At 54.9% G+C, this 21,971-nt stretch carries 24 protein-coding genes and 1 pseudogene; 19 read left to right on the plus strand and 6 right to left on the minus strand.

The features are described 5' to 3' along the window. The first annotated feature begins 11 nt into the window (after positions 1-11). Both L7A20_RS05510 and L7A20_RS05515 read left to right on the plus strand, forming a co-directional pair. Complete coding sequence (locus L7A20_RS05510) at positions 12-1,472, plus strand: AAA family ATPase (RefSeq protein ID WP_237222695.1); 1,461 nt, start codon at positions 12-14, stop codon at positions 1,470-1,472. Continuing rightward, positions 1,469-2,029 (plus strand): hypothetical protein, encoded by a 561-nt coding sequence (locus L7A20_RS05515; RefSeq protein WP_237222696.1) that lies wholly within the window; start codon positions 1,469-1,471, stop codon positions 2,027-2,029. Before L7A20_RS05510 ends, L7A20_RS05515 begins: the two co-directional genes overlap by 4 nt. Positions 2,030-2,228: 199 nt before the next feature. Here the strand turns inward: L7A20_RS05515 and L7A20_RS12090 are convergent. The 3 genes and pseudogenes from L7A20_RS12090 to L7A20_RS05520 form a co-directional block, all read right to left on the minus strand. Continuing rightward, positions 2,229-2,633 (minus strand): annotated as a pseudogene (locus L7A20_RS12090) (transposase family protein); the annotation flags it as partial. A 48-nt stretch (positions 2,634-2,681) separates the two neighbouring features. After that, entirely contained in the window at positions 2,682-3,020 is a 339-nt protein-coding gene (locus L7A20_RS12095) for a helix-turn-helix domain-containing protein (RefSeq protein WP_423817429.1), read from the minus strand. A gap of 115 nt (positions 3,021-3,135) precedes the next feature. Continuing rightward, positions 3,136-6,606: an AAA domain-containing protein gene (locus tag L7A20_RS05520; protein WP_237222697.1), complete on the minus strand. Its 3,471-nt coding sequence runs from the start codon at positions 6,604-6,606 to the stop codon at positions 3,136-3,138. Positions 6,607-6,746: 140 nt separating this feature from the next. Between L7A20_RS05520 and L7A20_RS05525 the strand changes: the two genes are divergently transcribed. From L7A20_RS05525 to L7A20_RS11980, 6 genes are all read left to right on the plus strand, one after another. Further along, positions 6,747-7,001 carry a toxin HicA gene (locus tag L7A20_RS05525; RefSeq protein WP_237201290.1) on the plus strand — a complete coding sequence of 85 codons (255 nt, stop codon included), beginning with the start codon at positions 6,747-6,749 and terminating at the stop codon, positions 6,999-7,001. Further along, positions 6,994-7,314: a type II toxin-antitoxin system HicB family antitoxin gene (locus L7A20_RS05530; protein ID WP_237201289.1), complete on the plus strand. Its 321-nt coding sequence runs from the start codon at positions 6,994-6,996 to the stop codon at positions 7,312-7,314. Before L7A20_RS05525 ends, L7A20_RS05530 begins: the two co-directional genes overlap by 8 nt. A gap of 218 nt (positions 7,315-7,532) precedes the next feature. Further along, positions 7,533-7,805: a type II toxin-antitoxin system RelB/DinJ family antitoxin gene (locus L7A20_RS05535; protein ID WP_237185758.1), complete on the plus strand. Its 273-nt coding sequence runs from the start codon at positions 7,533-7,535 to the stop codon at positions 7,803-7,805. Next, positions 7,806-8,102: a type II toxin-antitoxin system YafQ family toxin gene (locus L7A20_RS05540; RefSeq protein ID WP_237188272.1), complete on the plus strand. Its 297-nt coding sequence runs from the start codon at positions 7,806-7,808 to the stop codon at positions 8,100-8,102. 128 nt (positions 8,103-8,230) lie between these two features. Then, on the plus strand, positions 8,231-8,725 hold the full coding sequence (locus L7A20_RS05545) for a hypothetical protein (RefSeq protein WP_237222698.1): 495 nt from the start codon (positions 8,231-8,233) through the stop codon (positions 8,723-8,725). Positions 8,726-8,735: 10 nt separating this feature from the next. Beyond that, on the plus strand, positions 8,736-9,053 hold the full coding sequence (locus L7A20_RS11980) for a nucleotidyltransferase family protein (protein WP_272879213.1): 318 nt from the start codon (positions 8,736-8,738) through the stop codon (positions 9,051-9,053). A gap of 28 nt (positions 9,054-9,081) precedes the next feature. Here L7A20_RS11980 and L7A20_RS05555 read toward each other — a convergent pair whose 3' ends face one another. Next, complete coding sequence (locus L7A20_RS05555) at positions 9,082-9,627, minus strand: GNAT family N-acetyltransferase (protein WP_237222700.1); 546 nt, start codon at positions 9,625-9,627, stop codon at positions 9,082-9,084. Further along, positions 9,624-10,118, minus strand: coding sequence for an FBP domain-containing protein (locus tag L7A20_RS05560; protein WP_237222701.1), 495 nt, complete (start codon positions 10,116-10,118; stop codon positions 9,624-9,626). Before L7A20_RS05560 ends, L7A20_RS05555 begins: the two co-directional genes overlap by 4 nt. Before the next feature lie 90 nt (positions 10,119-10,208). On the opposite strand from L7A20_RS05560, the gene L7A20_RS05565 reads away from it, so the two are divergent. Both L7A20_RS05565 and L7A20_RS05570 read left to right on the plus strand, forming a co-directional pair. After that, positions 10,209-11,294 (plus strand): oxidoreductase, encoded by a 1,086-nt coding sequence (locus tag L7A20_RS05565; RefSeq protein WP_237222702.1) that lies wholly within the window; start codon positions 10,209-10,211, stop codon positions 11,292-11,294. Positions 11,295-11,331: 37 nt separating this feature from the next. Next, positions 11,332-11,880: an HIT family protein gene (locus tag L7A20_RS05570; RefSeq protein WP_237222703.1), complete on the plus strand. Its 549-nt coding sequence runs from the start codon at positions 11,332-11,334 to the stop codon at positions 11,878-11,880. Between the two features lie 113 nt (positions 11,881-11,993). On the opposite strand, the gene L7A20_RS05575 is transcribed toward L7A20_RS05570, so the two are convergent. Beyond that, positions 11,994-12,971 (minus strand): hypothetical protein, encoded by a 978-nt coding sequence (locus tag L7A20_RS05575; RefSeq protein ID WP_237222704.1) that lies wholly within the window; start codon positions 12,969-12,971, stop codon positions 11,994-11,996. 44 nt (positions 12,972-13,015) lie between these two features. Between L7A20_RS05575 and L7A20_RS05580 the strand changes: the two genes are divergently transcribed. The 9 genes from L7A20_RS05580 to secF all read left to right on the plus strand — a co-directional run bounded on the left by L7A20_RS05580 (position 13,016) and on the right by secF (position 21,874). Next, positions 13,016-14,323, plus strand: coding sequence for a Mur ligase family protein (locus L7A20_RS05580; RefSeq protein WP_237222825.1), 1,308 nt, complete (start codon positions 13,016-13,018; stop codon positions 14,321-14,323). Next, positions 14,323-15,102 carry a type 1 glutamine amidotransferase gene (locus tag L7A20_RS05585; protein ID WP_272878546.1) on the plus strand — a complete coding sequence of 260 codons (780 nt, stop codon included), beginning with the start codon at positions 14,323-14,325 and terminating at the stop codon, positions 15,100-15,102. The genes L7A20_RS05580 and L7A20_RS05585 overlap by 1 nt, the downstream gene beginning before the upstream one ends. Before the next feature lie 61 nt (positions 15,103-15,163). Then, entirely contained in the window at positions 15,164-15,922 is a 759-nt protein-coding gene (locus tag L7A20_RS05590) for a YebC/PmpR family DNA-binding transcriptional regulator (RefSeq protein WP_237210490.1), read from the plus strand. Between the two features lie 22 nt (positions 15,923-15,944). Further along, positions 15,945-16,616, plus strand: a complete 672-nt coding sequence (gene ruvC, locus L7A20_RS05595) for a crossover junction endodeoxyribonuclease RuvC (protein ID WP_237222705.1) — start codon at positions 15,945-15,947, stop codon at positions 16,614-16,616. Positions 16,617-16,854: 238 nt separating this feature from the next. Further along, a complete protein-coding gene (gene ruvA, locus L7A20_RS05600; protein ID WP_237193875.1) occupies positions 16,855-17,472 on the plus strand; it encodes a Holliday junction branch migration protein RuvA in 618 nt (205 codons plus the stop codon). Positions 17,473-17,479: 7 nt separating this feature from the next. Continuing rightward, positions 17,480-18,517 carry a Holliday junction branch migration DNA helicase RuvB gene (ruvB, locus tag L7A20_RS05605; RefSeq protein WP_185174666.1) on the plus strand — a complete coding sequence of 346 codons (1,038 nt, stop codon included), beginning with the start codon at positions 17,480-17,482 and terminating at the stop codon, positions 18,515-18,517. A gap of 108 nt (positions 18,518-18,625) precedes the next feature. After that, complete coding sequence (locus L7A20_RS05610; RefSeq protein ID WP_237206584.1) at positions 18,626-18,973, plus strand: preprotein translocase subunit YajC; 348 nt, start codon at positions 18,626-18,628, stop codon at positions 18,971-18,973. Positions 18,974-19,059: 86 nt separating this feature from the next. Further along, positions 19,060-20,805: a protein translocase subunit SecD gene (gene secD / locus L7A20_RS05615; protein WP_237222706.1), complete on the plus strand. Its 1,746-nt coding sequence runs from the start codon at positions 19,060-19,062 to the stop codon at positions 20,803-20,805. Further along, the gene (gene secF / locus L7A20_RS05620; protein WP_237222707.1) at positions 20,798-21,874 is read left to right on the plus strand and encodes a protein translocase subunit SecF; all 1,077 of its coding nucleotides are present in this window, start codon (positions 20,798-20,800) and stop codon (positions 21,872-21,874) included. Before secD ends, secF begins: the two co-directional genes overlap by 8 nt. Positions 21,875-21,971 lie beyond the last annotated feature (97 nt).

Genomic DNA, 21,971 nt, shown 5'->3' on the forward strand with positions numbered 1-21,971 from the left:
GGGTATTTACAATGAATTTTAAAGTCAAATTTCAGAATTTAGGACCTATTAAGTTTGCTGAATATGAAGTTAAAGATTTAACAATTATTTCTGGAAAAAACGGCACAGGGAAAACCTTTTCGACGTACGCACTCTATGGTTTTTTGAGAAGATGGGTTCAATTTGTCGAAATTCCCCAGGCCGACCACATTTTGGATAATTTATATGAAAAAGGCGTCGTCTATATCAATCTGCAAACTTTCATTCCCAACTTGCAGGAAATCGTTGATGAGTCTTGTAGTCGCTATACTCGCCAACTATATAGAGTATTTGGAACACCGAGAAAAAATTTTGAAAATAGTGAATTTCAAATTGAAATTGATGTAACAGAAGTTAGTCCACCTAGCGATTACCACCATTCTGTTCGAAGTGGAAATAGTAAAACTGACATTATTACTGCAGAAAATTCTAGCGAAAATCCTGAAGTTCTAAAAGTAACAATGCTTCAAGAAGATGGTCTGGAAATACCACGTTCAATGCTTAAAGATGTGGTGAATCACATTCTCTCAACCTTCATTTTTGGTAATATATTCCCCAGAGTTTTTATCGCTAGTGCAGAGCGAACAGGTGTAGCTTTATTTAGGCGAGAGCTAGATTTCTCTCGAAATAAGCTTCTGACAATGTTGCGCGAAGCAAATAACTCTAATTCTACTGATATGGTCAGAACATTGTTAGATGCTTCTGATGAATCTGCATATGCCGTTCCAGTTGAGGATAATGTAAACTATATTAGAGATTTGGAAGATGAATTTAAAAAAGAAAGCTATATTTCTTCAAGTCATCCAGAAATTCTAAATAGATTAGTTGATATATCTGGCGGCGAATTCAAATTAAATAAATCTAATGAGTTGCGTTTTACTCCAAACTCTAACCGTAGGGTGAGTGTCGGCATGGATGATGGGGCAAGTTCTGTTAGGTCAATGGTGATTATTGACTCCTATTTGCGACATAGTGTAAAAAGGGGAGATTTGCTGATTATCGATGAACCTGAGCTGAATCTGCATCCGGCTAATCAGAGGAATATGGCAAGGCTGATTTCTAGTCTTATTAAAATTGGCTTAAAGGTTATGGTTACTACTCATAGTGATTATTTTATTAAAGAACTTAATACGTTGATTATGCTTAATTCCCTTCCTGAAAAGTACAGAAATAGTTTTTTGAATCAGTTTAAGTATTCGGATACAGAACTGTTAGATGTGGATAGGGTGTCAGCATATTCTACAGGTTATAAATCAATCTTTTTGCCAGGTCGAGATAGAAAGTCAAAAAATCTAACTTTGGTTAAGAATTTAATTGAAATAGATTCTGGAATTGAAGTTGGATCATTTGATGAGACTCTTGTTGAAATTGATGAAGTCCAGAGTGAAATCTATTATTTCGATTCAGAAAAGTTTAAAGAAAATGTTAAAGATGACGGAAGTGGTCAAGGATGACATTTGAGGAGGCGATCTATCAACTCATGGGGGAAGATGCGCTGGTCAAAATAAAAATCGATGACTATGAAAAGACTGAAGTAGAGCTTTTAGAACCTCAAGATGCAGACTCCAGAATAAAAATTCGGAATCTCCCTCAGGATGCTATAGTTATTAATGCAGACATGTTTCCTTCCCCCAAAGGTTTTTTTAGGAACACGCGATCTGAATGTAAAAGAGCAGACTTTATCATCATATATCCCACTAAAAAATTAGTAATCTTTATCGAACTAAAGAAAGGAAAAAAAGAAAAGGAGTTTTTAACAAATCAGCTTAAAGGTGCTGAGAGCGTGGCTGACTATATTTGTTCAATCCTTGAAAATTTCTGGGGAAAACAGTTCTCTTTTAAAGATTTCGATAAACTATTTTACGCTTTTATTGACGTCAATGTTAAAAAAACTCAGACAAGATATAAAGGTAGAGATAGTCGGAAATCTCAGAATACAACTGCAGATAACTTTGAAAAATTATATGGATGCCGTACCATTCAATTTGATCGTTTAGTTAAAAATATATAGAGTTGTTATTACACATCACTGGGTGGGATATGTAATTTAGGGAATAAATTATTTTTTAATAATAGTTAGTTAGATGCTAGTTGAGAGGGGGGGATTTTATTTTTATCCCCCTCCTGTTTCTTATTATATTCATCCATTTGTGCGAGTTTATTGAGACACATTCTTCCTAGGTCTATTGGCCTGTTGAGAACAGAGTGGGTTATTGAGGATTATTTAAAAGTCCCACCCGCAGCCAAAAACACCAACCCCCCGCACCAGAAGAAAACACCCGCCCATACAACCCCAACGGCCGCCTAAACCCCGTATGAAGAATCCGCCAAGTCTTGATTTGAGCGATAACCCGCTCCACCACCGACCGTAGCCGATTCAGCACCCGATTATTCCACTTCTGCTTCCGACTCAGCCGTTGGCCCGGCTTGCGCCTGGCCGGGGTAGCCAACCCCAGACCTACATAACCCTTATTAGCCAAAGTCGATGAATCCAGCAGCTGATCTAACCCATGAGCTCTAAAGGCATGAGCATCATGCCTGGCTCCGGGCAGTGGGTCAGTGATGGCTAAGAGTCTGCCATCTAGGGTGCAGATGACTTGGTGGTTGAATCCGGCTCGTTTGTGCTTTCAAGAGAAATTTGTTTTACCAACTGAACGCCAATTCTACGTGGGTATCAGGGTCCCATCGAGGACCAAAGATCCTGGTGCTTTGAGGCTTTCTTTCAAAGGCTGAATCAGCGCAGTGAGAATCTTCTCCAGGGCCTTTTCGATGGTGTTGATAGCTCGTGAGACTGTCGATTGAGAGACAGCAAAAAGTTCTGCGAGGAGTTCTTCGGTGAGGTTATGGCGGTGGTCTTCCGCCTGGTTTTGACCAGGTGAGGTGATGGGTGAGGGCTGTGTGTAGCGTGGCGAATTGCGTGGCTGTGAGGCCGGTTGTACGCTGGTGTAGCAACGGTCTTGTCCGGTATGGTTTGAGGTTATTTGTAGAGATTTTACGCTCATATTTTTGCCGCGGGTGGGGCCGTTGTCTAGTTGGTGGGTGTGGGGTGCGTGCCTACTTTTGATTAAGCCTCCTTGTATTCTTATTCTGGAAACTAATTAAGTTTTGCCTATTTTGTTACATTAGTTGATTTGTTTTCATCATAATATCCAAAATCTTTTGAGCCTGGGGGGAGTAGATTGGGCTGACATAAGTACGCTCTCCTGAACCGCCCTGATATTGGGCAATACCGATGGAAATACCTTCAGCAGTTGGGCACCAGGTGCCATCAATCTTGGTGAGCAAACCAGCTGCATCCATAGCAGCATTGAACTGCTGGGCCTTTACTTTTGAGCCCTCCGGCAAAACACCGCTTTCCTTCCACCTGTCAATGAGCTCAGTAGCAATCAGATAACCAGGCTCATGCCGGTCAACCATTTTTGGCTCTGGTGCTATAGGGGGAAAAGGTGCTGGCTGCGGAACGCTCATTGGGGGTTCCGCCTGTCGGGCCCATGGTGCTTGCTGCACCGGCGTGGGTGCAGATACAGGTGCAGGGGGAGTAGGGTGCGGCGTCCTCTCCTCCACAAAGCTGACGGGTGCTTCCGATACCAAACCTTGCGAGCCACCGTTGCCAAACCAGTGCGGGCCAATAACCGCGCGTTGGCGCACTAGTCCAAAGACAGGGCCAGTATCCTCCCAGCGCCGCTGGCCACCGAAGACAATAAACAAATCCTTGGCACGGGAAACAGCAACATTCATCAGCTCAAGAGTGCTGTCCACGAAAGAAGCCTTATCAGAATTATCACCGTAAACAGGCGAGAACAGCACAACTTGACGCTCAGCGCCCTGCAAAGTGTGGGCGGTACCGACAGTTACCTTGTTGGCTAGATCCTCACTCTTCATCCGTAAGGTCTTCCTGACTTCCCGTGCCTGAGCGGCAAAAGGGGTCACCACAGCAAACAGAGACTTATCTTTTGCAGCATCAGCATCGGGGTTGTAGATGGCACGGAAGTACTCAAAATTACCGATAATCCAGTCTGCAATAGCCTCAGCTTCGTGGCTATTGACCCGGCTAGAACCGTTTCGACGGTCCTGTGAATTCTCGACTATCTGAAAAAGGAAAGCACCAGGAGTTTTACCCTCAAGCTTGTAGCCCTTGAGGGGGCGCGAAGGAACAAGCAAGCCGTCATAGAGCAAATCATTGCAGTACTCGATAATGTCTGTATGGCACCTAAAATGCTCAGACAGGAACAAGCCAGGATAGTTCTTGGCGCTATACACCCAATTTGAAGACTGGGCAGCTGCTAACATCAGGGACGATGCATGAGAGGAAGTTAGCCCGAATTCCTTCATGAAATCCCAGCGCCAACCCAGCTCATGCGCCTCGGCGATACCTTGATCGGTTTCTGGGTCAAGGCTCCACACCGGAGCTAGCTGCTGGACATCGCCAACGACGAGGGCACGCTTTGCAAGAGCAAAAGCGCCAGCACCCACAGAGGTATCAACCTGTCCAGCCTCATCAACAATCAACAGGTCAATACGTTCCAAATCGAAGTTGTCGGGCTCACCCTGAGGGGCATAGAGCTTAAAGTATCTCGGCACCTGGTAGGCAGTCATCACAAAACATGGTGTCAAGGAGGCAACCTGCTCCCAGTACCTAACCATTAACTCGGGAGTGTTCTTGAATCGTTCCTTATCAGCAATGAGCTGCTCTTCATCAGTAGCAGCAAGTAGCCACTCAGCCTCGTAGTAGTGTACAGCTAGCCAAAACTCGACATAGCGTAGGGTGATATCAAGTGCCTGGTCAAGTTCCAGAAGGGACTTTGCATTCATCAGCCGAGATACCTGAGCGTCACTAAGAAGTGCAAGGTAGCGAACCTGGCTGATAATCGGTTCAGCTTGCTGTCTGAACTGGTGTAAAGCAAGTTCTTCCTCAGTTACAGCCGCAGCGATTCGGTTGTCGATATTCGAAAGCACAAGACCGATTTCATCTAGACGAGCTCGGTAAAAATCAACAAAGGCTTCGACAGTAGAAAATTCATCCGCTGGCTCTTGAGGGTCATAGGTGGCGCTGATGATTACTTCAGCTGGCAGGGGAGAGGCTGACTGAGCGCTCCATGCGTCCAGCCTGCTTTGAACGATACTTTGCTCCTGCGAAAGTCTAGCCAGATTTTCTGTGAGCTGGGCACTCGTTGAGTGGACGCGTCGGTCTGCTTCCCGACGGGCACGCAGCAGAGCACGTTTCTGCTCTTCACAGGATTTAAGGAAGGCCGCCAATCCTCGTTGTGCTTGCTCAAGACTGTTGACGGCTGGGAGCGAGAAGGCAGCATAGTAATCGCTGATCTGCTCTAGGAAATATTGTGTACTTTCCTGTAGGTAAGCCTCTGAGGAATACTCGCTGTAGACACCTTTCTTGGCAGTGTCTTCCAATAGGTAACCCTTAGAACGTGCTTCCTTTGCTTTAGCCTGGGAGGGGCAGTAGGCTGCCAGGCCACCTAGGAAATCTGAAGACGCTGCCCCGTCCTCAGCCTTCAATAGCCAGCGATGTTCAAGCACACCTGGATCATCCTTCGTGACCGAACCGAAGGAGTCAATAATGTTAGTAACAGCCTGGTTATTCGTCGACATGCCCACAATCAGAGGTGCCGGTTTAGCCTCTAAAGCATGGGAAACCAACATGCTCGCAACTACAGATTGAAGCATTGTGGTTTTGCCGGTGCCCGGAGGGCCGCTGACAGCCGTGATATCCCCGTAACCATCGTGCAAGAAAGCGTGTACCGCTCGGCGCTGGGAAGCCGTCAGTGGGAACTGATCGCTCATACTTCCACAAGCACGCAGGGCAGATTCCAGAAGAGTATCAGCATTGGTGTCAATAGCATCGGACTGAAAATTTTGCGGTTTTCCGGTCGACAAGAGACCCTCGTACAGGGGAGTGCTCTGGTCCGTCGCATGAAGGAACTGATAGAGACTCAGAACGTGGGCGTTAGCGTTAATTACCGTACCCGGGGTGACATAACAGTTATCAACGTCAACGACCCACCGAGGGTCAACTCCTACCTGTAAAGCGGGTTCAAACACGCCCTCATACATGCTGGTACTGTAATCGACAACGTCCGCCCAGGTCTCAATCTTTGACGCTAGCTCGCTACCCTTCGTATTGCTCCATCGCCAATAGTTAGCGAGAGTTCCTACCATAAACTCGTGGTCAATGACGCTGGGGGACTGTAGGCGAGAACTCGGAATCCACGGAGCTATCGAGGTGATATCAGCCTGGAGCTCACCTTTGTCGGTTAGCTTTGCGGCGATTAGAGCTAGACCGTTTTTAGTGTCACTCTCAGTGTCGGTAAGGGTCACCACCGAGATAATGACGTCAATGGGCTTAGCTTTCTGCGAGCCAGACTGAGTGCGTGGTTTTTTGAAACGCCCTTGGGCATCGGCATCCCAGTCAAAGAGTTCCTGGGTGTCCTCTTCAGAAAGCTTGCCTAATCTGACATCGAGGAAAGGAATGACCTTGTATTTGTTCTGTTGACCGAATGCCTGATCTACAAGGTTTGAACGCTTTTGAACATCCCTAAAATACCCGGTCAGTTGTTGAGTTACCTGATTCATGGGAACTCCCTCTTAGCTGTGATGGTAATTACTGCTAAGTTTAGTTGAGAAGTATCCTCGATGAGGTGCGCCTGAAGAATTTTGTCTGAAGAGGGTTCTTGCCCCTTGAATGATGGTATCAATAGCAATACCATAATTTTATGGGTAAGGAAGAAAAGATACTAGCTCAAATGCAAAGTGCACCCCAAAACGTCCGCTATGCAGAGCTGGTCTCCATCTGCGAAAGGTTCTTTGGCCCCGCACGACAATCTGGCACTTCCCATGCTGTGTTCAAAACACCATGGCAAGGCGACCCCCGCGTCAATATTCAAAACAAAAATGGTTACGCAAAGCCATACCAGGTCAAGCAAGCCCTCCAAGCTATCAACAAACTCAAAGGACAGACCAATGATTGAACACTACACCTACCGTGTTACCTGGTCGCCAGAAGACCAAGAATACGTCGCAACCGTCCTCGAAATGCCTTCCCTCTCCTGGCTGGAACCCGACGAGCTAGCCGCCCTGAGCGGAATCAAAAACCTCGTCGCTCAAGTAGCTCAAGACATGCATGCCAATGGTGAAGAAATTCCCCAGGCCTTTGCTGACAGGACTTATTCAGGTAATCTCAGCCTGCGCATTCCGCCTGAACTCCACCGGCGTGTAGCCATGGAAGCCCAAGAGCAGGGGATAAGCCTCAATCGTCTACTCAGTGCGAAAATCGCTGCTTAAACCCAGTTCGCCTCGATCGTAGAACAAGAAAGAACGCCCCACGTATATACAAGGGCACTCTTTTCTTTGTAATCAATTCATCTGGTGGCTACAGGTAAACAAGCATTAGCCGACAGTCGGGGGTAAAAAGGTGTTTCTAGATTGCCAGCAGGGGTGCCACTCCAGCACTCAAAATACTATGCTGTATATACAGTGTATTATTCTTCAGGAGGTTTGTGGTGGCTACTACCAGTATTAGCGTCCGCATGGATGCTCAAACGAAACAAGAAGGCGAAGCTCTCTTTAAGGAGCTTGGGCTCAACATGTCCACCGCGATCAACATGTTCGTCAAGCAGGCTATCCGTGAGAATCGAATCCCCTTTATGGTGGGCGACCCCAAACCCAATGCCGATTCGCTCGAAGCAATTCGGGAAGCAGAAGAATTCTTCGCCAGCGGCCGCAAGGGAAGGTTTGCTAACGCAGAAGAGCTCTTCGATGACCTAGGGATTTAATTGAGTCTTGCCGCGGAGTATAGCTCCGCTTTCCAGCGTGATATTAAGCGTCTGAAAAAGAAGCACATGGATATGCGCGCGTTGCGCGAAGTCATCAGCCTAGTGTTGGAAAATACTACAGAAGCTCAACAGGTACTGCGTCAACGGCACCGTATGCATACTCTTAAAGGTGAGTGGCTGGGGAGCCAGGAATGCCATATAGCTAATGCTGGCGACTGGTTATTGATTTGGCGTGAAGATAAAGAAATTGCTTACTTCCAAAGAACCGGAACGCACGATCAGCTATTCAGAAAATAGAAGGGTATTCCGTATAGGCCACTAGGGCGCTCATTCCTCCCGTAAACCTTGATTTATGCAAAATCTGCGTGAGCACTATGTCTGGCTTTCCGTACAATAAAACTGTGAACACCCCAGAAAACTCAACGATGAGAATCCCCAAGAAGCTCGGCATGAGCTTCCTGATTGGCGTGGGCTGGATAGCGGTGGGCGTGTGGTTCCTCCACAACCCGCCGGACTGGAGATACCACCGCACCCTGGCAACTGGAGTGGGGTGTATAGCCGCTGGAATCTTCACCTTTATCAACTACTACCGGCGCAGATACGCCCTCATTCTCACGCCCGAAGGGTTTTATAACCACTCAACAGTCCTCGACCACGGCAACCACCTGATTCTGTGGAGCATCATCGGAGACATCACCGCCGATCAGCAGGGCAAAGAAATCAGGGCAGTCATCGCCGACACCCACGCCTATAACTGGACCCTCACCGGAATCCGCACCTTCACCAGGGTTACCCATGAAGGTGCAGCGAACTCAACCATCGTTATCTCAACTATGGCCATGAAACTACCAGAGGGTATGAGCATAGAAGACTTGGCAGCAGCGATGAGAGACTACCGCGACAAAGCCCTGACCAACTAAACTAGTACTTGTGAAAGCCACACCCGAAACCCTCAAACTGCGGAGCCTGGTTGAAGAGCACCGAGCTGAAATAGATCAAGTATTTGAACAGTACGGTGCAAGTAACCCGCGACTTTTTGGGTCAGTGGCACGTGGGGATGCAGACGAAACGAGCGATATCGATATCATGGTGGACCTGCACGAATCGGACCGTAGAAGACTCATGCGATTAGCGGGAATGTCGCAGATGCTCCGTGAAATTCTCAACGTCTCTGTTGATGTAGTAACATCCAGTATTCTCAAGAACAAGGTATCTGACTTCGCCCTCAAAGAGGCGGTTGCGCTATGAGCCGTCCGATAGAACTTAGACAACCTAATTAACGTAAAGGCAGCTGAAGAACAAAATTAGATTCGATTTTCCACGCCACATTTACCGGCCGAGTAAAAATCTCCACCGTTGAAACCACATCACCCTGGGAAAAATCCTTGACCTCACCACTAGGGGTGTAGCCTAGGGCCCGCCAGAAAGGTTCAGCGACCTCGGCGTTAGTTGCCACAATTCCCAAACGTAAGGTGCTGATATTTGGGTGCTGCCGAACCACACCCAAGTGGGCGTCGTGCAAGGCCCGGCCCACCCCGCGTCCTTGCGCCTGCCCATCGACCAAGGCAAGGGCTACATGGGCAAACTCCTCACTGGGGAAACCCAACACAGCAATTAAAACCCCAACCAGGCGTCCGCCCTCAAAGGCTCCCAACAGCACAGGGGAGTGGGGTAAACCGGATGGGAAGACCGTCAGGTTTTCCAGCGCAGAGCCAGGCTGAGCGGGGCGGCCAGAAATCCGTAGGAAGTAATCAGGGTTCTGGTCATAGAGCTCCTGGACCAAATCAGACTGGGTGGGCGCGAGCGTCTCAATCTGAATCATGCGGCCCCCTCCACCAGTCGCTCAATAAACCTGACCGCATTATCGCGGGTGCGAGCTATGCGCTCTTCGAGGGACAGGGTCTCGTCCATCTGGCGGATACCCGCCGGCTTTTTCTTGCCCCGCACATAGTCGGTGCAGGCCAGGTTGGAGCATAGGTAGGTGCCGATGGTGTTGCCGCGTCGCCCCGACTCACCCGGCCGGGCCACCGTATACAGCGAAATCCCCGACCCCGGGTGCAGAGTCAAGCAGAACTGGCACATCTGAGCGGCCTTACTCTGGGCCTTAGACTTTTGCAGCAGCACGCCCTGCACCTGCCCTTCGCGTTCCACGACCAGGCAACCCTTGAGCGGGCTTTTCGGGTCGAGCCAGGAGAGGAAAATCAGGTCGTCCCAATTCTGCTCCTTGAGGCTGGGTAGGTTGAGGCGTTTAGCCTCGCCCTTAGAGCAGTTAATAAAAGACGAGCGGACGGCAGCTTCGGTCAGTTCTTGCATACCTGCAAGTTTACCCTTTAATGCGGGAATATCCTGGCCTCGCATCCGGTTGAAACAGGTGCACAACACCACCTGAAAGGCCGAATGAACATGACTTCGCCCCTCTTTGAACCCTTTACCCTGCGTTCTATGACCACCCGTAACCGTCTTTGGGTTCCGCCCATGTGCCAGTACTCGGTTGACCAGCAGGACGGTAAGCCCACCGCCTACCACATTTCCCACTACGGGGCTCTAGCCCGGGGTGGAGCCGGTGCCGTCATCGTCGAAATGACCGGCGTTGAACCCGCCGCCCGCATTAGCCCCTACTGCCTGGGCCTGTGGAGCGACGACCACACCGAAGCTTTCAAGCCCGTCGTCGATGCCATTCACGCCGGGGGAGCTAAGGCAGGTATCCAGATTGCTCACGCAGGACGAAAGGCTTCGACCCCCGGCGAGCTGGTGCCGCACGACGGTGGTTCACTGGGCGAGGACGAGGGTGGCTGGGTTACGCTGGCCCCGTCCGCTCTTGTCTACCCCGGCTTGAAAGAACCCGAGGAGCTGACCGAAGAGAAAATTGACGATCTGGTTCAGGCCTTTGCCTCGGCGGCCGCCCGCGCGGTAGCTGCTGGCTTTGACTTCATTGAGATTCACGGGGCCCACGGCTACCTGATTACCCAGTTCCTCTCGCCCCTCTCTAACCGACGTGAAGATTCCTACGGTGGTTCCCTGGAAAACCGGGCCCGCTTCGCGCGCAGAGTTGCCCGTGCCATGCGCGATGTCATGCCCGCCGAGATGCCCCTGATTGTGCGCCTGTCGGCTACCGAGTTCCTTGACGGCGGTATTACCGTTGAGGAAACCTCACAGGTGGTGCGCTGGCTCGCCGAGGACGGCGTGGACTTTGCCGATATCTCCACCAGCGGTAACTACCCGGCAAAGATTAATGTTTATGCGGGTTACCAGGTTCCAATGGCTGCTCAGGTCAAGCGCGAGAGCGGTCTGCCGGTAGGGGCTGTTGGAATGATTAACTCATCGCGTCTGGCTGAGTTTATTGTGGGGTCGGGGCAGGCTGATGTGGTGCTGGTGGGCCGGGAGGCTCTGCGTAACCCCGCCTTCGCCCTGCACTGGGCTGATGAGCTCAAGGTCGATATCGATTATGCTCCTGCCCAGTACCACCGGGCCTGGCGCACCCGGCGCTAGGCGGCGTCCTACCTGCCCTTCGGGATAAACTGAGGGTATGGTAGAAATTCCTCACTACACCACCGATGATTTTGAGCTACCGGGGGTTCCGGACGCCTTCCAGCGGCTCTGGACCCCCCACCGCCGCGCCTATGTGAAAGGCGGGCAGAAAGACTACACCGAGAACACCTGCCCCTTCTGCGACGCCCCTGACCATGACGACACTGAGTCGCTGATTGTGCACCGCGGTGAGCACGCCTACGTCATTCTCAACCTCTACCCCTATAACCCCGGGCATCTGCTGGTTTGCCCCTATCGGCACATTCCCAACTATGACGATGCAACACTGGAGGAAACCGCCGAAATTGCAGCCCTGACCCAGAAAGCCATGGGAATCCTGCGGGAGGTGAGCCGCGCAGCCGGCTTCAACATCGGTATGAACCAGGGCAAGGTCGGCGGGGCAGGGGTTGCCGCCCACCTGCACCAGCACATCGTGCCCCGCTGGAGCGGCGACACGAACTTCCTGCCCATCGTGGCAGGCACCAAGACGGTCACACAGACCCTGGACGAGATTCGGGACCTGCTCAGTGCTGCCTGGGATAGTTGAGGGCAGTAGGTAAGCCAACCGCCCGCCGACCCTCTGATATCTCGCGCTGGGGCGCTCGATATCATTCACGCCAGCCCCGAGCCAGCGGGCTTATTGGCTTACCTACTGACCTCCTAGAACAGCAATTCCTGCACGGACGCCGGGGGAGTGAGTTCCCCGTGCTGGCGGCAGGCTCTGTTGGAGAGCTCTGCGGTGTTGATCAGGAAGGTCTGGTCGGGGTCGCCGAAGTGGGCGGTGAGGAACTTCCCGGTTCCACCGGTGATGTAGAAGCCGTGGGTGCCTTCGGTGAGGGTGGGGTAGGCGGTGAGCGGCTCGGGGTTTTCTGCGCGTAAGGACGCGTAGGCCCGGCTCATTGCCAGGGAAGGCACCCAGCGGTCCGCGGTGATATCAAAACCCTCAACGGTGTCTTGGGCATCTTCGAGAGCCCAAGTGGCGTTTTCCACGGCCATGTAGTGCTCAGATTTGAGGCGCTCGGTGCTGGCCGGGTCAACCCAGGCCTTGTATTTGGTGGAGGCCCGTTTGAACTGGGTGAGGTTGGCCTCGTGCGAGACCAGGTCTTCCAGCTGACGCACGATGATGCCGGTGTCTGCTCGGGCTACGAAGGTGGCTGCGGCAACAGCCTGGTCGTCCAGACGGCGGGGGTTGGAGTGCAGGGACGCGGTGCCGACCTTAGATGTGCCATCGGGAAAAGTGGCAATGTAGAGATAATGTTCAAGGTTGACATAGGCCAGAGCTGCCTCGTTCATGCGGGAGCCCAGGTGAATGCGGTGAATGGGTGCGAACTCGTCGCGGGCCAAGCAGGAGTCGCACTGCTTGCCCTTAGTGATGGTGTTCCCAGCTGGGCAGGGAACCTGGTGAAAACCAATGGTGTCGACAGCTGCTCGCGAGTAACCGCTGCAGTAGGTACCGGCGCCGCGGACGTCCGCCGGGAGGGCAGTAAGGCCGAGGAAGCTACCCGGGGTAATGGCAATAGTTTCAATCTCACCGCTAGGTTGACCGTCAAGAAGAGGCTCAACTTTAAGGTAGGGGGCCCTGTCGCGCCAGGTGATGTCACGCCAGATAAATTCGGGGAAGGGTACAAGCTGGTTCATGGAAGTAGTCATTACAGGTTCGAAGCATACACAAACCCGGTAAGATAGTCACCATGTCACGACCTGTTGTTCGCCTTGTTGGCCAAGGCATTCGTTATGCGACCAAGTTGCGCGGGGGCGGCTCTGCCTTCCCGGGCTTGGTCATGGAGAAGTTGCACCCTAATTTTGTGGCGGAGGAGCTGGCTAAGCTGCCGCGTGGTGTCGTTGTTGTTTCGGGTACGAACGGTAAGACGACCACTACCAAGATGGTGGTGCAGCTGCTAGAAGCCCAGGGCCTGAAGGTCTTTACCAACCGCACCGGGTCGAACTTCGTGCGGGGCGTAGCTGCTGCTCTGCTGGGTGAGATGAACCTGGCGGGTAAGCTGGACGCTGACATCGCGGTACTTGAGCTGGACGAGGCTCACGCGGTGCACTTTGTACGCAAGGTCAAGCCCAACTACGCGCTGCTGCTCAACGTCCTGCGTGATCAGCTAGACCGCTTCGGTGAGATTGATACGACCCGCCGTATGCTGGCTACGGTTGCCGGTGCCACAACGGGTACCGTGGTGCTCAACCGCGAGGACCCGCGTATTCGTTCTCTTGCTGAGAATATTCAGCCCGGCACCCGGGTGAGCTACTTCGGCCTGTCTGAGAAGCTGCGTACCCTGTTCCCGTCCGATGACGACCTGCGCACCAGCCCCGAGGGTGCCGAACGCGCGGACGCCGGTCTTTTGGCACCCGAGCTGCCGGCGGCGTCCGTCCTGCTCAAGGACTTCAAGGGAACCGCCGCCACCTTCGATGTTGCCGGTAAGGAGCTGGCGGGCACTATTAACCTCTACGGGGTCTACAACATCTTCAATGCCGCTGCGGCAATGGCCCTGACGCGCGAAGTCATGGGGGATTCCCTCAACGAGACTAAACTTCTGGCTGAACTTGAGCATATTGCCCCGGCTTTTGGCCGCGGTGAAACCCTCAACGTTAACGGCCAGACCCTGCAGCTACTTCTGGTGAAGAACCCCAGCGGGTTCCGCCTGTCGCTGGCATCCGCCGATGCCAAGGACTACGCCACCATGATCACCATCAACGACGCCTACGCCGACGGCCGCGACGTTTCCTGGCTCTGGGACGTTGATTTCCACTCTCTGACCCAGGGCGGCGTCACCATGGTGTCGGGCGTGCGCGCCTACGACATGGCCCTGCGCCTGCAGCACGACGATGTTTATGTAGAAAACATCAACGAGGACCTCGAAGAAGCCCTCGCCACCTTTATTGCCAAGTCAGAGGGGCGCCCCATGCGCATCTTCTGCACCTACACCGCCATGCTGGCCATCCGTAAGGAACTGGCGAAAATCACCGATGTGGAGGAAATCTAATGAGCGATTTTGAGAACGCACCGGTCGAAGTGGGCGAGCAGATTATCACCCAGACCGGCAACAACAAGAGCCTCAAAATTGTGCAGCTCTACCCCAAAGACATGAACATCTACGGGGACTGGGGCAACACCCTGTCGCTTTCCCGCCGGGCCCAGGCCCACGGTTTCACCACCGAAATCGTTGACTATAACCCCGGTGATGAATTCCCGCTCGATGGCGATATCTTTGTGGGTGGCGGCGGCCAGGATTCAGGCCAGTCCGTGATTCAGGACGATTTGCTCGCCAACGCTGAAACCCTGCGCATGCTGGCAGAAGACGGCACCCCCATGCTGGTCATCTGCGGTTTGTACCAGCTCTTCGGTAGAGAGTTCAAAACCGTAGGCGGCGTCACCCTCAACGGTATTCGCGTCTTTGACGCTAAAACCGTCGGCGGCGAAGAACGCCTGATCGGCAACATCGTAGAGGAATCTGAAGAGTTCGGCACCATCATCGGGTTCGAAAACCACTCGGGGCTCACCTATCTTTCCGGCGACACCAAGCCCCTGGCCACCGTCACCAAGGGCGAGGGCAACAACAAGGAAGATTCCGGCGAGGGCGCCCGCGTCCACAACGTCATCGGAACCTACCTGCACGGCTCCCTGCTGCCCAAGAACCCTGCCATCTCGGACTTCCTCATCAAGCAGGCAGCAATCAAGAAGTACGGTGAATTCACCCCCGTCGTTATTGACGACACCCTCGTGGAAAAGGCGCGCGCCTCAGCGTCCGCCCGTCCACGCTAGAATAGTACGAGGTACATCGCGCCCGCCCGCGTGCGGGCGCACCAGACGAACAAGGAGAATCATGTCAGGTCACTCCAAATGGGCCACTACCAAGCACAAGAAGGCTGCCATCGACGCCAAGCGCGCCAAGGCCTTCGCTAAGTACATCAAGGCAATTGAAGTTGCAGCTCGTATGGGTGGCCCCGACCCGGCAGGTAACCCCGCCCTCGACCTTGCAGTCTCAAAGGCCAAGAAGAACTCGGTTCCCAACGACAACGTTGAGCGCGCTATCAAGCGCGGCGCCGGCCTGACCGGTGAAGCCGTTGACTACACCGAAATCATGTACGAGGCCCGCGGCCCCCAGGGTACCGCCCTCTACATCGAATGTCTGACCGACAACCGCAACCGCGCAGCCGCCGAGGTTCGCACCGCCGTCACCCGCAACGGCGGCACCATGGCAGACTCCGGCTCCGTAGCCTTCCTCTTCGAGCGCAAGGGCGTTGCCGAAGTTGCTAAGACCGAGGGTCTGACCGAGGACGACGTCCTCATGGCAGTGCTCGACGCCGGCGCTGAGGAAGTCATCGACGAAGACGAGATCTTCACCGTTGTCTCCGAGGCAACCGACCTGCCCGCCATCCGCAAGGCTCTGGAAGAGGCCGAGCTCGAGTACAACAACGACGACCCGGTCTTCCGCCCCACCATGCAGGTAGACCTCGACGCCGAAGGTGCTAAGAAGTTCCTCAAGCTCGCTGACGCCATCGAAGAACTGGATGACGTACAGAACGTCTACTCCAACGCAGACATCAGCGAAGCCGTTATGGCCGAGCTCGAAGCTGAGTAACCAGCAGGGAAAGGAGGAGCGCGTGGCCCCGGCTCACGGCACCTCACACCAGCGCCCGGAACCCGCCCCGCGAGTTCCGGGCGCTGCCCGCATTCTGGGGGTCGATCCGGGCCTCACCAGGTGCGGTTTCGGTTTGGTCGATATGACGGCCAACCGCAAGGCCCACTTCGTCAACGTGGGAGTAGCAGGTACCGCCGCTTCGGAGAGTCTGGACGCCCGCATCCTCAAGATTCTGCGCGCTGCCGAGGCCTGGCTCGACACCTACCAGCCCGACGCCCTGGCAATTGAGCGAGTTTTTGCCCAGGAGCAGGTCAATACCGTGATTGGTACTGCCCATGCCTCCGGCGTGGTAATTGCGGCTGCCGCTGCGCGCGGCGTGCCGGTGCACTTCCACACGCCCTCAGAGGTGAAGGCTGCGGTGACAGGTTCAGGACGCGCCGACAAGGCATCGGTGGGGCGCATGGTTACCCGCATTTTGGGGCTTGACGCCATGCCCAAACCGGCGGACGCGGCGGACGCCCTCGCCCTTGCTATCTGCCACGGTTGGCGTGGCGGTGGTATCGGCTCCGGCATCAACATGGCAGCCACTACTCAGACTCATCAGGGGTCGAATCCGGCGGCAGCACGGCGAGCGTCCCAGCTTACCCCCGCCCAGCGGGCCTGGCTGGAGGCGGAGGCCAGGGCACGAAGATAGGGCAGGGCTGTTTGGGTAAGCGGTGGACTCACAGCGAAGCTGCTGGCTCGATGTAGTGAGCGGGTGTGGCAGTACGCAAGAGCGAACGGAATCCGCCGTTAGGCGGGGCGTGAATCGCGTAACGAGCGCAGCGAGTCGCGTGAGAGGGTCGGCAGCGAGCGTGAGTCCGCCGCTTGCCCGTAACATACAAGACGCACGCTTCTTGTATTAGTACATATATTCGAATAGAATTGGTTTCATGATTAGCTCACTGACCGGTACCGTGACCCATCTGGGGTTGGAGACCGCTGTTATCGACGTTAACGGTTTTGGCATGCTGGTGCATCTCAATGCCCGTACAGCTTCGCAGCTGCGCCTGGGGGAGAAGGCTACGGTTCTGACCACCATGATTGTGCGTGAGGACTCCATGACCCTCTACGGCTTTGCTGAGCCTGCTGAGCGTGAGGTCTTTGACATGATGCTATCGGTGTCGGGTATCGGCCCGCGCATTGCCCTGGCCGTGTTGGGCGTGCATACCCCGGCTGAGGTTGAGCGTGCTGTGGCAACCGGTGACGATAAGGCTTTCACCAAGGTTCCCGGTATTGGCCCTAAGGGGGCGCGCCGCATCGTCCTTGAGCTTGCTGGCAAGCTGATTTTGGCGGACGGCGCTACCGACCAGCTGCCTATCGACCAGGGTGTGAGCTGGAAGCCCCAGGTACAGGATGCTCTGACCAGCCTGGGCTGGAACGAGCGGGACGCCGTGAGCGCTATTGAGTCCTTCATTGAGCACAACCCGAAGGCTGAAACCATGGGCGTTGCCGAAGCTCTGCGGGCTGTACTAGCTTCGCTGGGGAACCAGAATACAGTGGGGCGATAGGTAGAGTATGAGCCAGTTCCCTCACGCCGATGGCCAGATTCCCGGCCAACGCCTGGTTTCGATGGATGAAGAGCCAGAAGAAAAAATGATTGAGGCGGCCCTGCGCCCCAAGTCTCTTGATGACTTTGTGGGGCAGCAGCGCGTGCGTCAGCAGCTGTCGCTGGTGCTTGAGGCATCGAAGATGCGCGGACGCTCGGCCGACCATGTGCTCCTGTCGGGTCCTCCCGGTCTGGGTAAGACTACCCTGGCGATGATTATTGCTGCCGAAATGGACGCCCCCCTGCGTATCACCTCCGGCCCGGCTATTCAGCACTCGGGTGACCTGGCTGCGATTCTTTCGTCGCTCACCCCCGGCGAAGTGCTCTTTCTTGATGAAATTCACCGTATGAGCCGCCCGGCTGAAGAGATGCTCTATATGGCCATGGAAGACTTCCGTGTGGATATCGTGGTGGGCAAGGGTGCCGGGGCAACCTCTATTCCCCTGGAGCTGCCGCCCTTCACCCTGGTGGGGGCAACCACCCGCGCGGGTCTGCTGCCCGGGCCCCTGCGTGACCGCTTCGGCTTTACCGGCCACCTGGAGTTCTACTCGGTTACCGAGCTAGAGAGTGTAATCCGCCGGTCTGCTGGCCTGATGGAACTCAACATTAGCCCCGAGGGCTTTGCAGAGATTGCGGGTCGGTCCCGGGGTACACCCCGAATCGCCAACCGCCTGCTGCGTCGCGTGCGCGACTGGGCTCTGGTCAACGGCATCGACCGTATCGAGGCCTCAGCGGCAGCAACAGCCCTCAACATGTACGAGGTCGATGAGCGCGGCCTGGACCGCCTAGACCGTGCGGTGCTTGAAGCTCTGATTACCAAGTTCGGCGGGGGACCGGTGGGCCTCTCCACCCTGGCTATTGCGGTGGGCGAAGAGACCGAAACCGTTGAGACCGTCGCCGAGCCCTACCTGGTACGCGAGGGCCTGATCGGGCGAACCCCCCGTGGGCGAGTTGCCCTACCCGCTGCCTGGGAGCACCTGGGGCTAGAGGCACCCGAGCTGCCCTAGCCGTCCGCCCCTGTAATATCAGAGGGTAACCAGCCAACTGCAAGGAACTTGGCATAGAATGGGGACTTAGTTTGTTCACCCCCACCAACTACGTTAAGAGGGATTCTCGTGCAGTCAGGCTCACCCCTGTTTATGCTCCTACTTCTGGGCATCATGATGCTGGTGCTCATCGTGCTACCGGCCCGCCGCGCCAAGAAAGCCCAGCAGCAGATTAAGGAACGTCAGGACGCCATGGTGCCCGGCACCCAGGTCATGACTAACTTTGGTCTCTACGGCTCTGTTGTCTCTATCGACAAGGAAGCCAACACCGCCCACCTGGAAATCGCTCCGGGCACCGTGGCTAAGGTTCACCTTATGACTGTCACCAGCATCGAGGAAGACACCGCTACCGCACCGGTAGCCGACGCCGAGCGTCCTGTCATCCAGGGTGAAGTCGCAGACGATCCCAAAAACTAAACCACAGCTTAGGGTGCGCTACCTCTAGATTCAGAGGTGGCGCGCTTTTTCACGTTTCACGAACCCACTCACCTGAAGGGGCACCGATGGCTCAACCATCCAACGTCACCAAAGCCAGAGGGGCACTTGCCTCGATGGCCCTGGTGCTGCTCTTACTCGCCGGAGGAATCTTCGGCACCACCTTTTCCGGGGGCAGCTGGCTGCCCAAGCTGGCCCTAGACCTCTCTGGCGGTACCCAGCTCATCCTGTCACCCGAGGTTAACGACTCCTCGGGCGAAGCCATTACCACTGAGCAGCTCGACCAGGCTGTTGAAATTATCCGCCAGCGCGTTGACGGCGCGGGTGTAGCGGAAGCAGAAGTGACCACCCAGTCGGGCCAGAACGTCGTGGTTTCTGTACCCGGCACTTTGAGCTCCGAAACCCGTGACCTGATTCAGACCTCGGCGCAAATGAGCTTCCGCGCGGTCATTAACGCTGGCACCCCGCAGGCGGTTGCGGCGGACGCTGCCGCTGCCGAGGACGCCCTACCCTCACCGACGGCTGAACCCACCGACGGGTCGGACTACAACTGGGTTACTGGCGACCTCTGGCGCCAGTACGAGCAGCTGGACTGCACCGTACCCGCCAACGTCGATACCTCTAACCAGGACCCCAACTCCGCCATTGTCGCCTGTGCCTCAGACGGAAGTGAAAAGTACATCCTGGGCCCCATCGAAATTGAGGGTACCGATATCGATACAGCCTCCTACTCCCAGGTGGCTAGCTCAACCGGTTACGCGACCGGCCAGTGGGGTGTGAACATCGTCTTCAACGAGGCTGCTACCCAGACCTTTAAGGACGTCACCACCCGCCTGAACGCTATTCGCGGCACTAACGCGTCCGACCCCCGCGCCCGTTTCGCCATCATGCTGGACGGTCAGGTGCTCTCTTCCCCCGTTACCCAGGCAGTGATTACCAACGGCCAGCCCCAGATCACCGGTAACTTTACCGAAGAAGAGGCAGCCAACCTGGCTGAGCAGCTCAAGTACGGTGCCCTGCCCATTAGCTTCACTATCCAGTCAGAACAGCAGATTTCTGCAACCCTGGGTGCTGACCAGCTGAAGATGGGTCTGATTGCCGGTCTGATTGGCCTGCTGCTGGTGTTTATCTACTCCCTCTTCCAGTACCGCCTGGTGGGCCTGGTCAATATCACCTCGATTATCGTGGCTGGCCTGCTCTCCTACGGTGTGATCGTATTGCTGGGTCACCTGATGAACTACCGCCTGTCGCTGGCGGGCGTGGCCGGTCTGATTGTGTCAATCGGTCTGATGGCAGACTCCTTTATCGTTTACTTTGAACGTATTCGCGATGAGATTCGTGCCGGCCGCACCATCCCTGCCGCTATCGACCACGGCTGGCTGCGGGCCAAGCGCACCATCATGGCCTCCAAGGCCGTGAACCTGCTGGCCGCTGTAGTGCTTTACTTCGCCTCGGTTGGTAACGTGCGCGGCTTTGCCTTCACCCTGGGTCTCACCGCTATTTCAGACCTGATTATCACCTTCCTCTTCATCCACCCGCTTATGGTTCTGCTGGGCCGCAAGGACTACTTCCGTAACGGCGGACGCTTCTCTGGCATGGACCCGGTAGCCCTCGGCTCAACCCCGCTCTACCGGGGTGCGGGGCGCGTCCGCACCCCTGAGGAAGCCGAAGGTTCCCTCTCTCTGGCTGAGCGTAAGCGCCGCGAGCGCCTTGCCGCTGAGGCGGCTGAAGCCGAAGCGGAGCAGGGGAGTGCTGATGCGGAGCCCCTGCCTGCCGCATATTCCACCACTACCGAGGAGACCCGCCGTGGCTAATAAACTTGCTCAGTTCGGTAATGAACTGCATTCTGGTCAGCGGTCGTTTGGGTTTGTGCCTAAGCGTCGTTTGTGGCTGACGATTGCCCTGGCCCTGGTTGTGCTGGCGGCCCTGGTGCCGGTGGTGCGCGGTGGCTTCAATCTGGGTATTGAGTTCCGCGGTGGTTCTGAGTTCACCGTGTCGCAGGTGGCTGATACCGATATTTCTATCGGTCAGCAGGCGATTGCGGACGCCGCCCCCGAGGCGACCGACGTGCGCGTCACTAATATCGCTGCGGGTACCGTACGCGCTCAGATGAGTGAGCTGACCGACGATGAGACTCTGGCTGTGGGTCAGGCCCTGCAGTCGGCCTACGGCGTGAGCTCTGACCAGGTGACCTCGTCCTTCGTGGGCCCCACCTGGGGTGCCGGGGTGACTCAGCAGGCTCTGGTGGGTCTGGTCTGGTTTATTCTGCTGGTGATGATCGGTATGGCCCTGTACTTCCGTACCTGGAAGATGTCGGTCTCGGCAATTGCTGGCCTGATCTTTACCATCGTGACTACCGTGGGCCTGTACGCTCTCATCGGTTTTGAGATTACCCCCAGTGCGATTATCGGCTTCCTGACCGTGTTGAGCTACTCTCTCTACGACACCGTGGTGGTTTTCGATAAGATTCGTGAGAACACCGAGGGGCTAGTGAAGCGCCGCGACACCACTTTCGCTGAGCAGGTGAACCTGGCGGTTAACCAGACCCTGGTGCGTTCTATCAACACCTCGATTGTGGGTATTTTGCCGGTGGGATCGATTCTCTTTATCGGCGCCCTGCTCTTGGGGGCGGGTACCCTCAAGGATCTCTCCCTGGCCCTCTTCGTCGGTATCATCATCGGTACCCTGGGCACCCTCTTTGTAGCGGCTCCTACCTACGCTGCCCTGCGCCTGGGCGAGAAGGGCGTGCGTGAGCATACCGAGCTCGTCCGCCGTGCCCGCCAGGGGCAGGTTGAAGCGGGCGAAGAGCGTGAGGACGCCAGCGGGCAGCAGGATGCCCCGGTGATGGTCACCGTGCATTCGGTTAACCTCGATAGCAAGTAGACCAAACAGCTAGGCGTTTTACCCTAGAAACGGGAGTGGATGACAGTCCGCTCCCGTTTTTGTTACGCGCAGTGTGGAATTAATCTAAGATAGTCCC

The sequence above is a fragment of the Rothia nasimurium genome, assembly GCF_928381415.1.
GTDB classification, from domain to species: Bacteria; Actinomycetota; Actinomycetes; order Actinomycetales; family Micrococcaceae; genus Rothia; species Rothia nasimurium_H.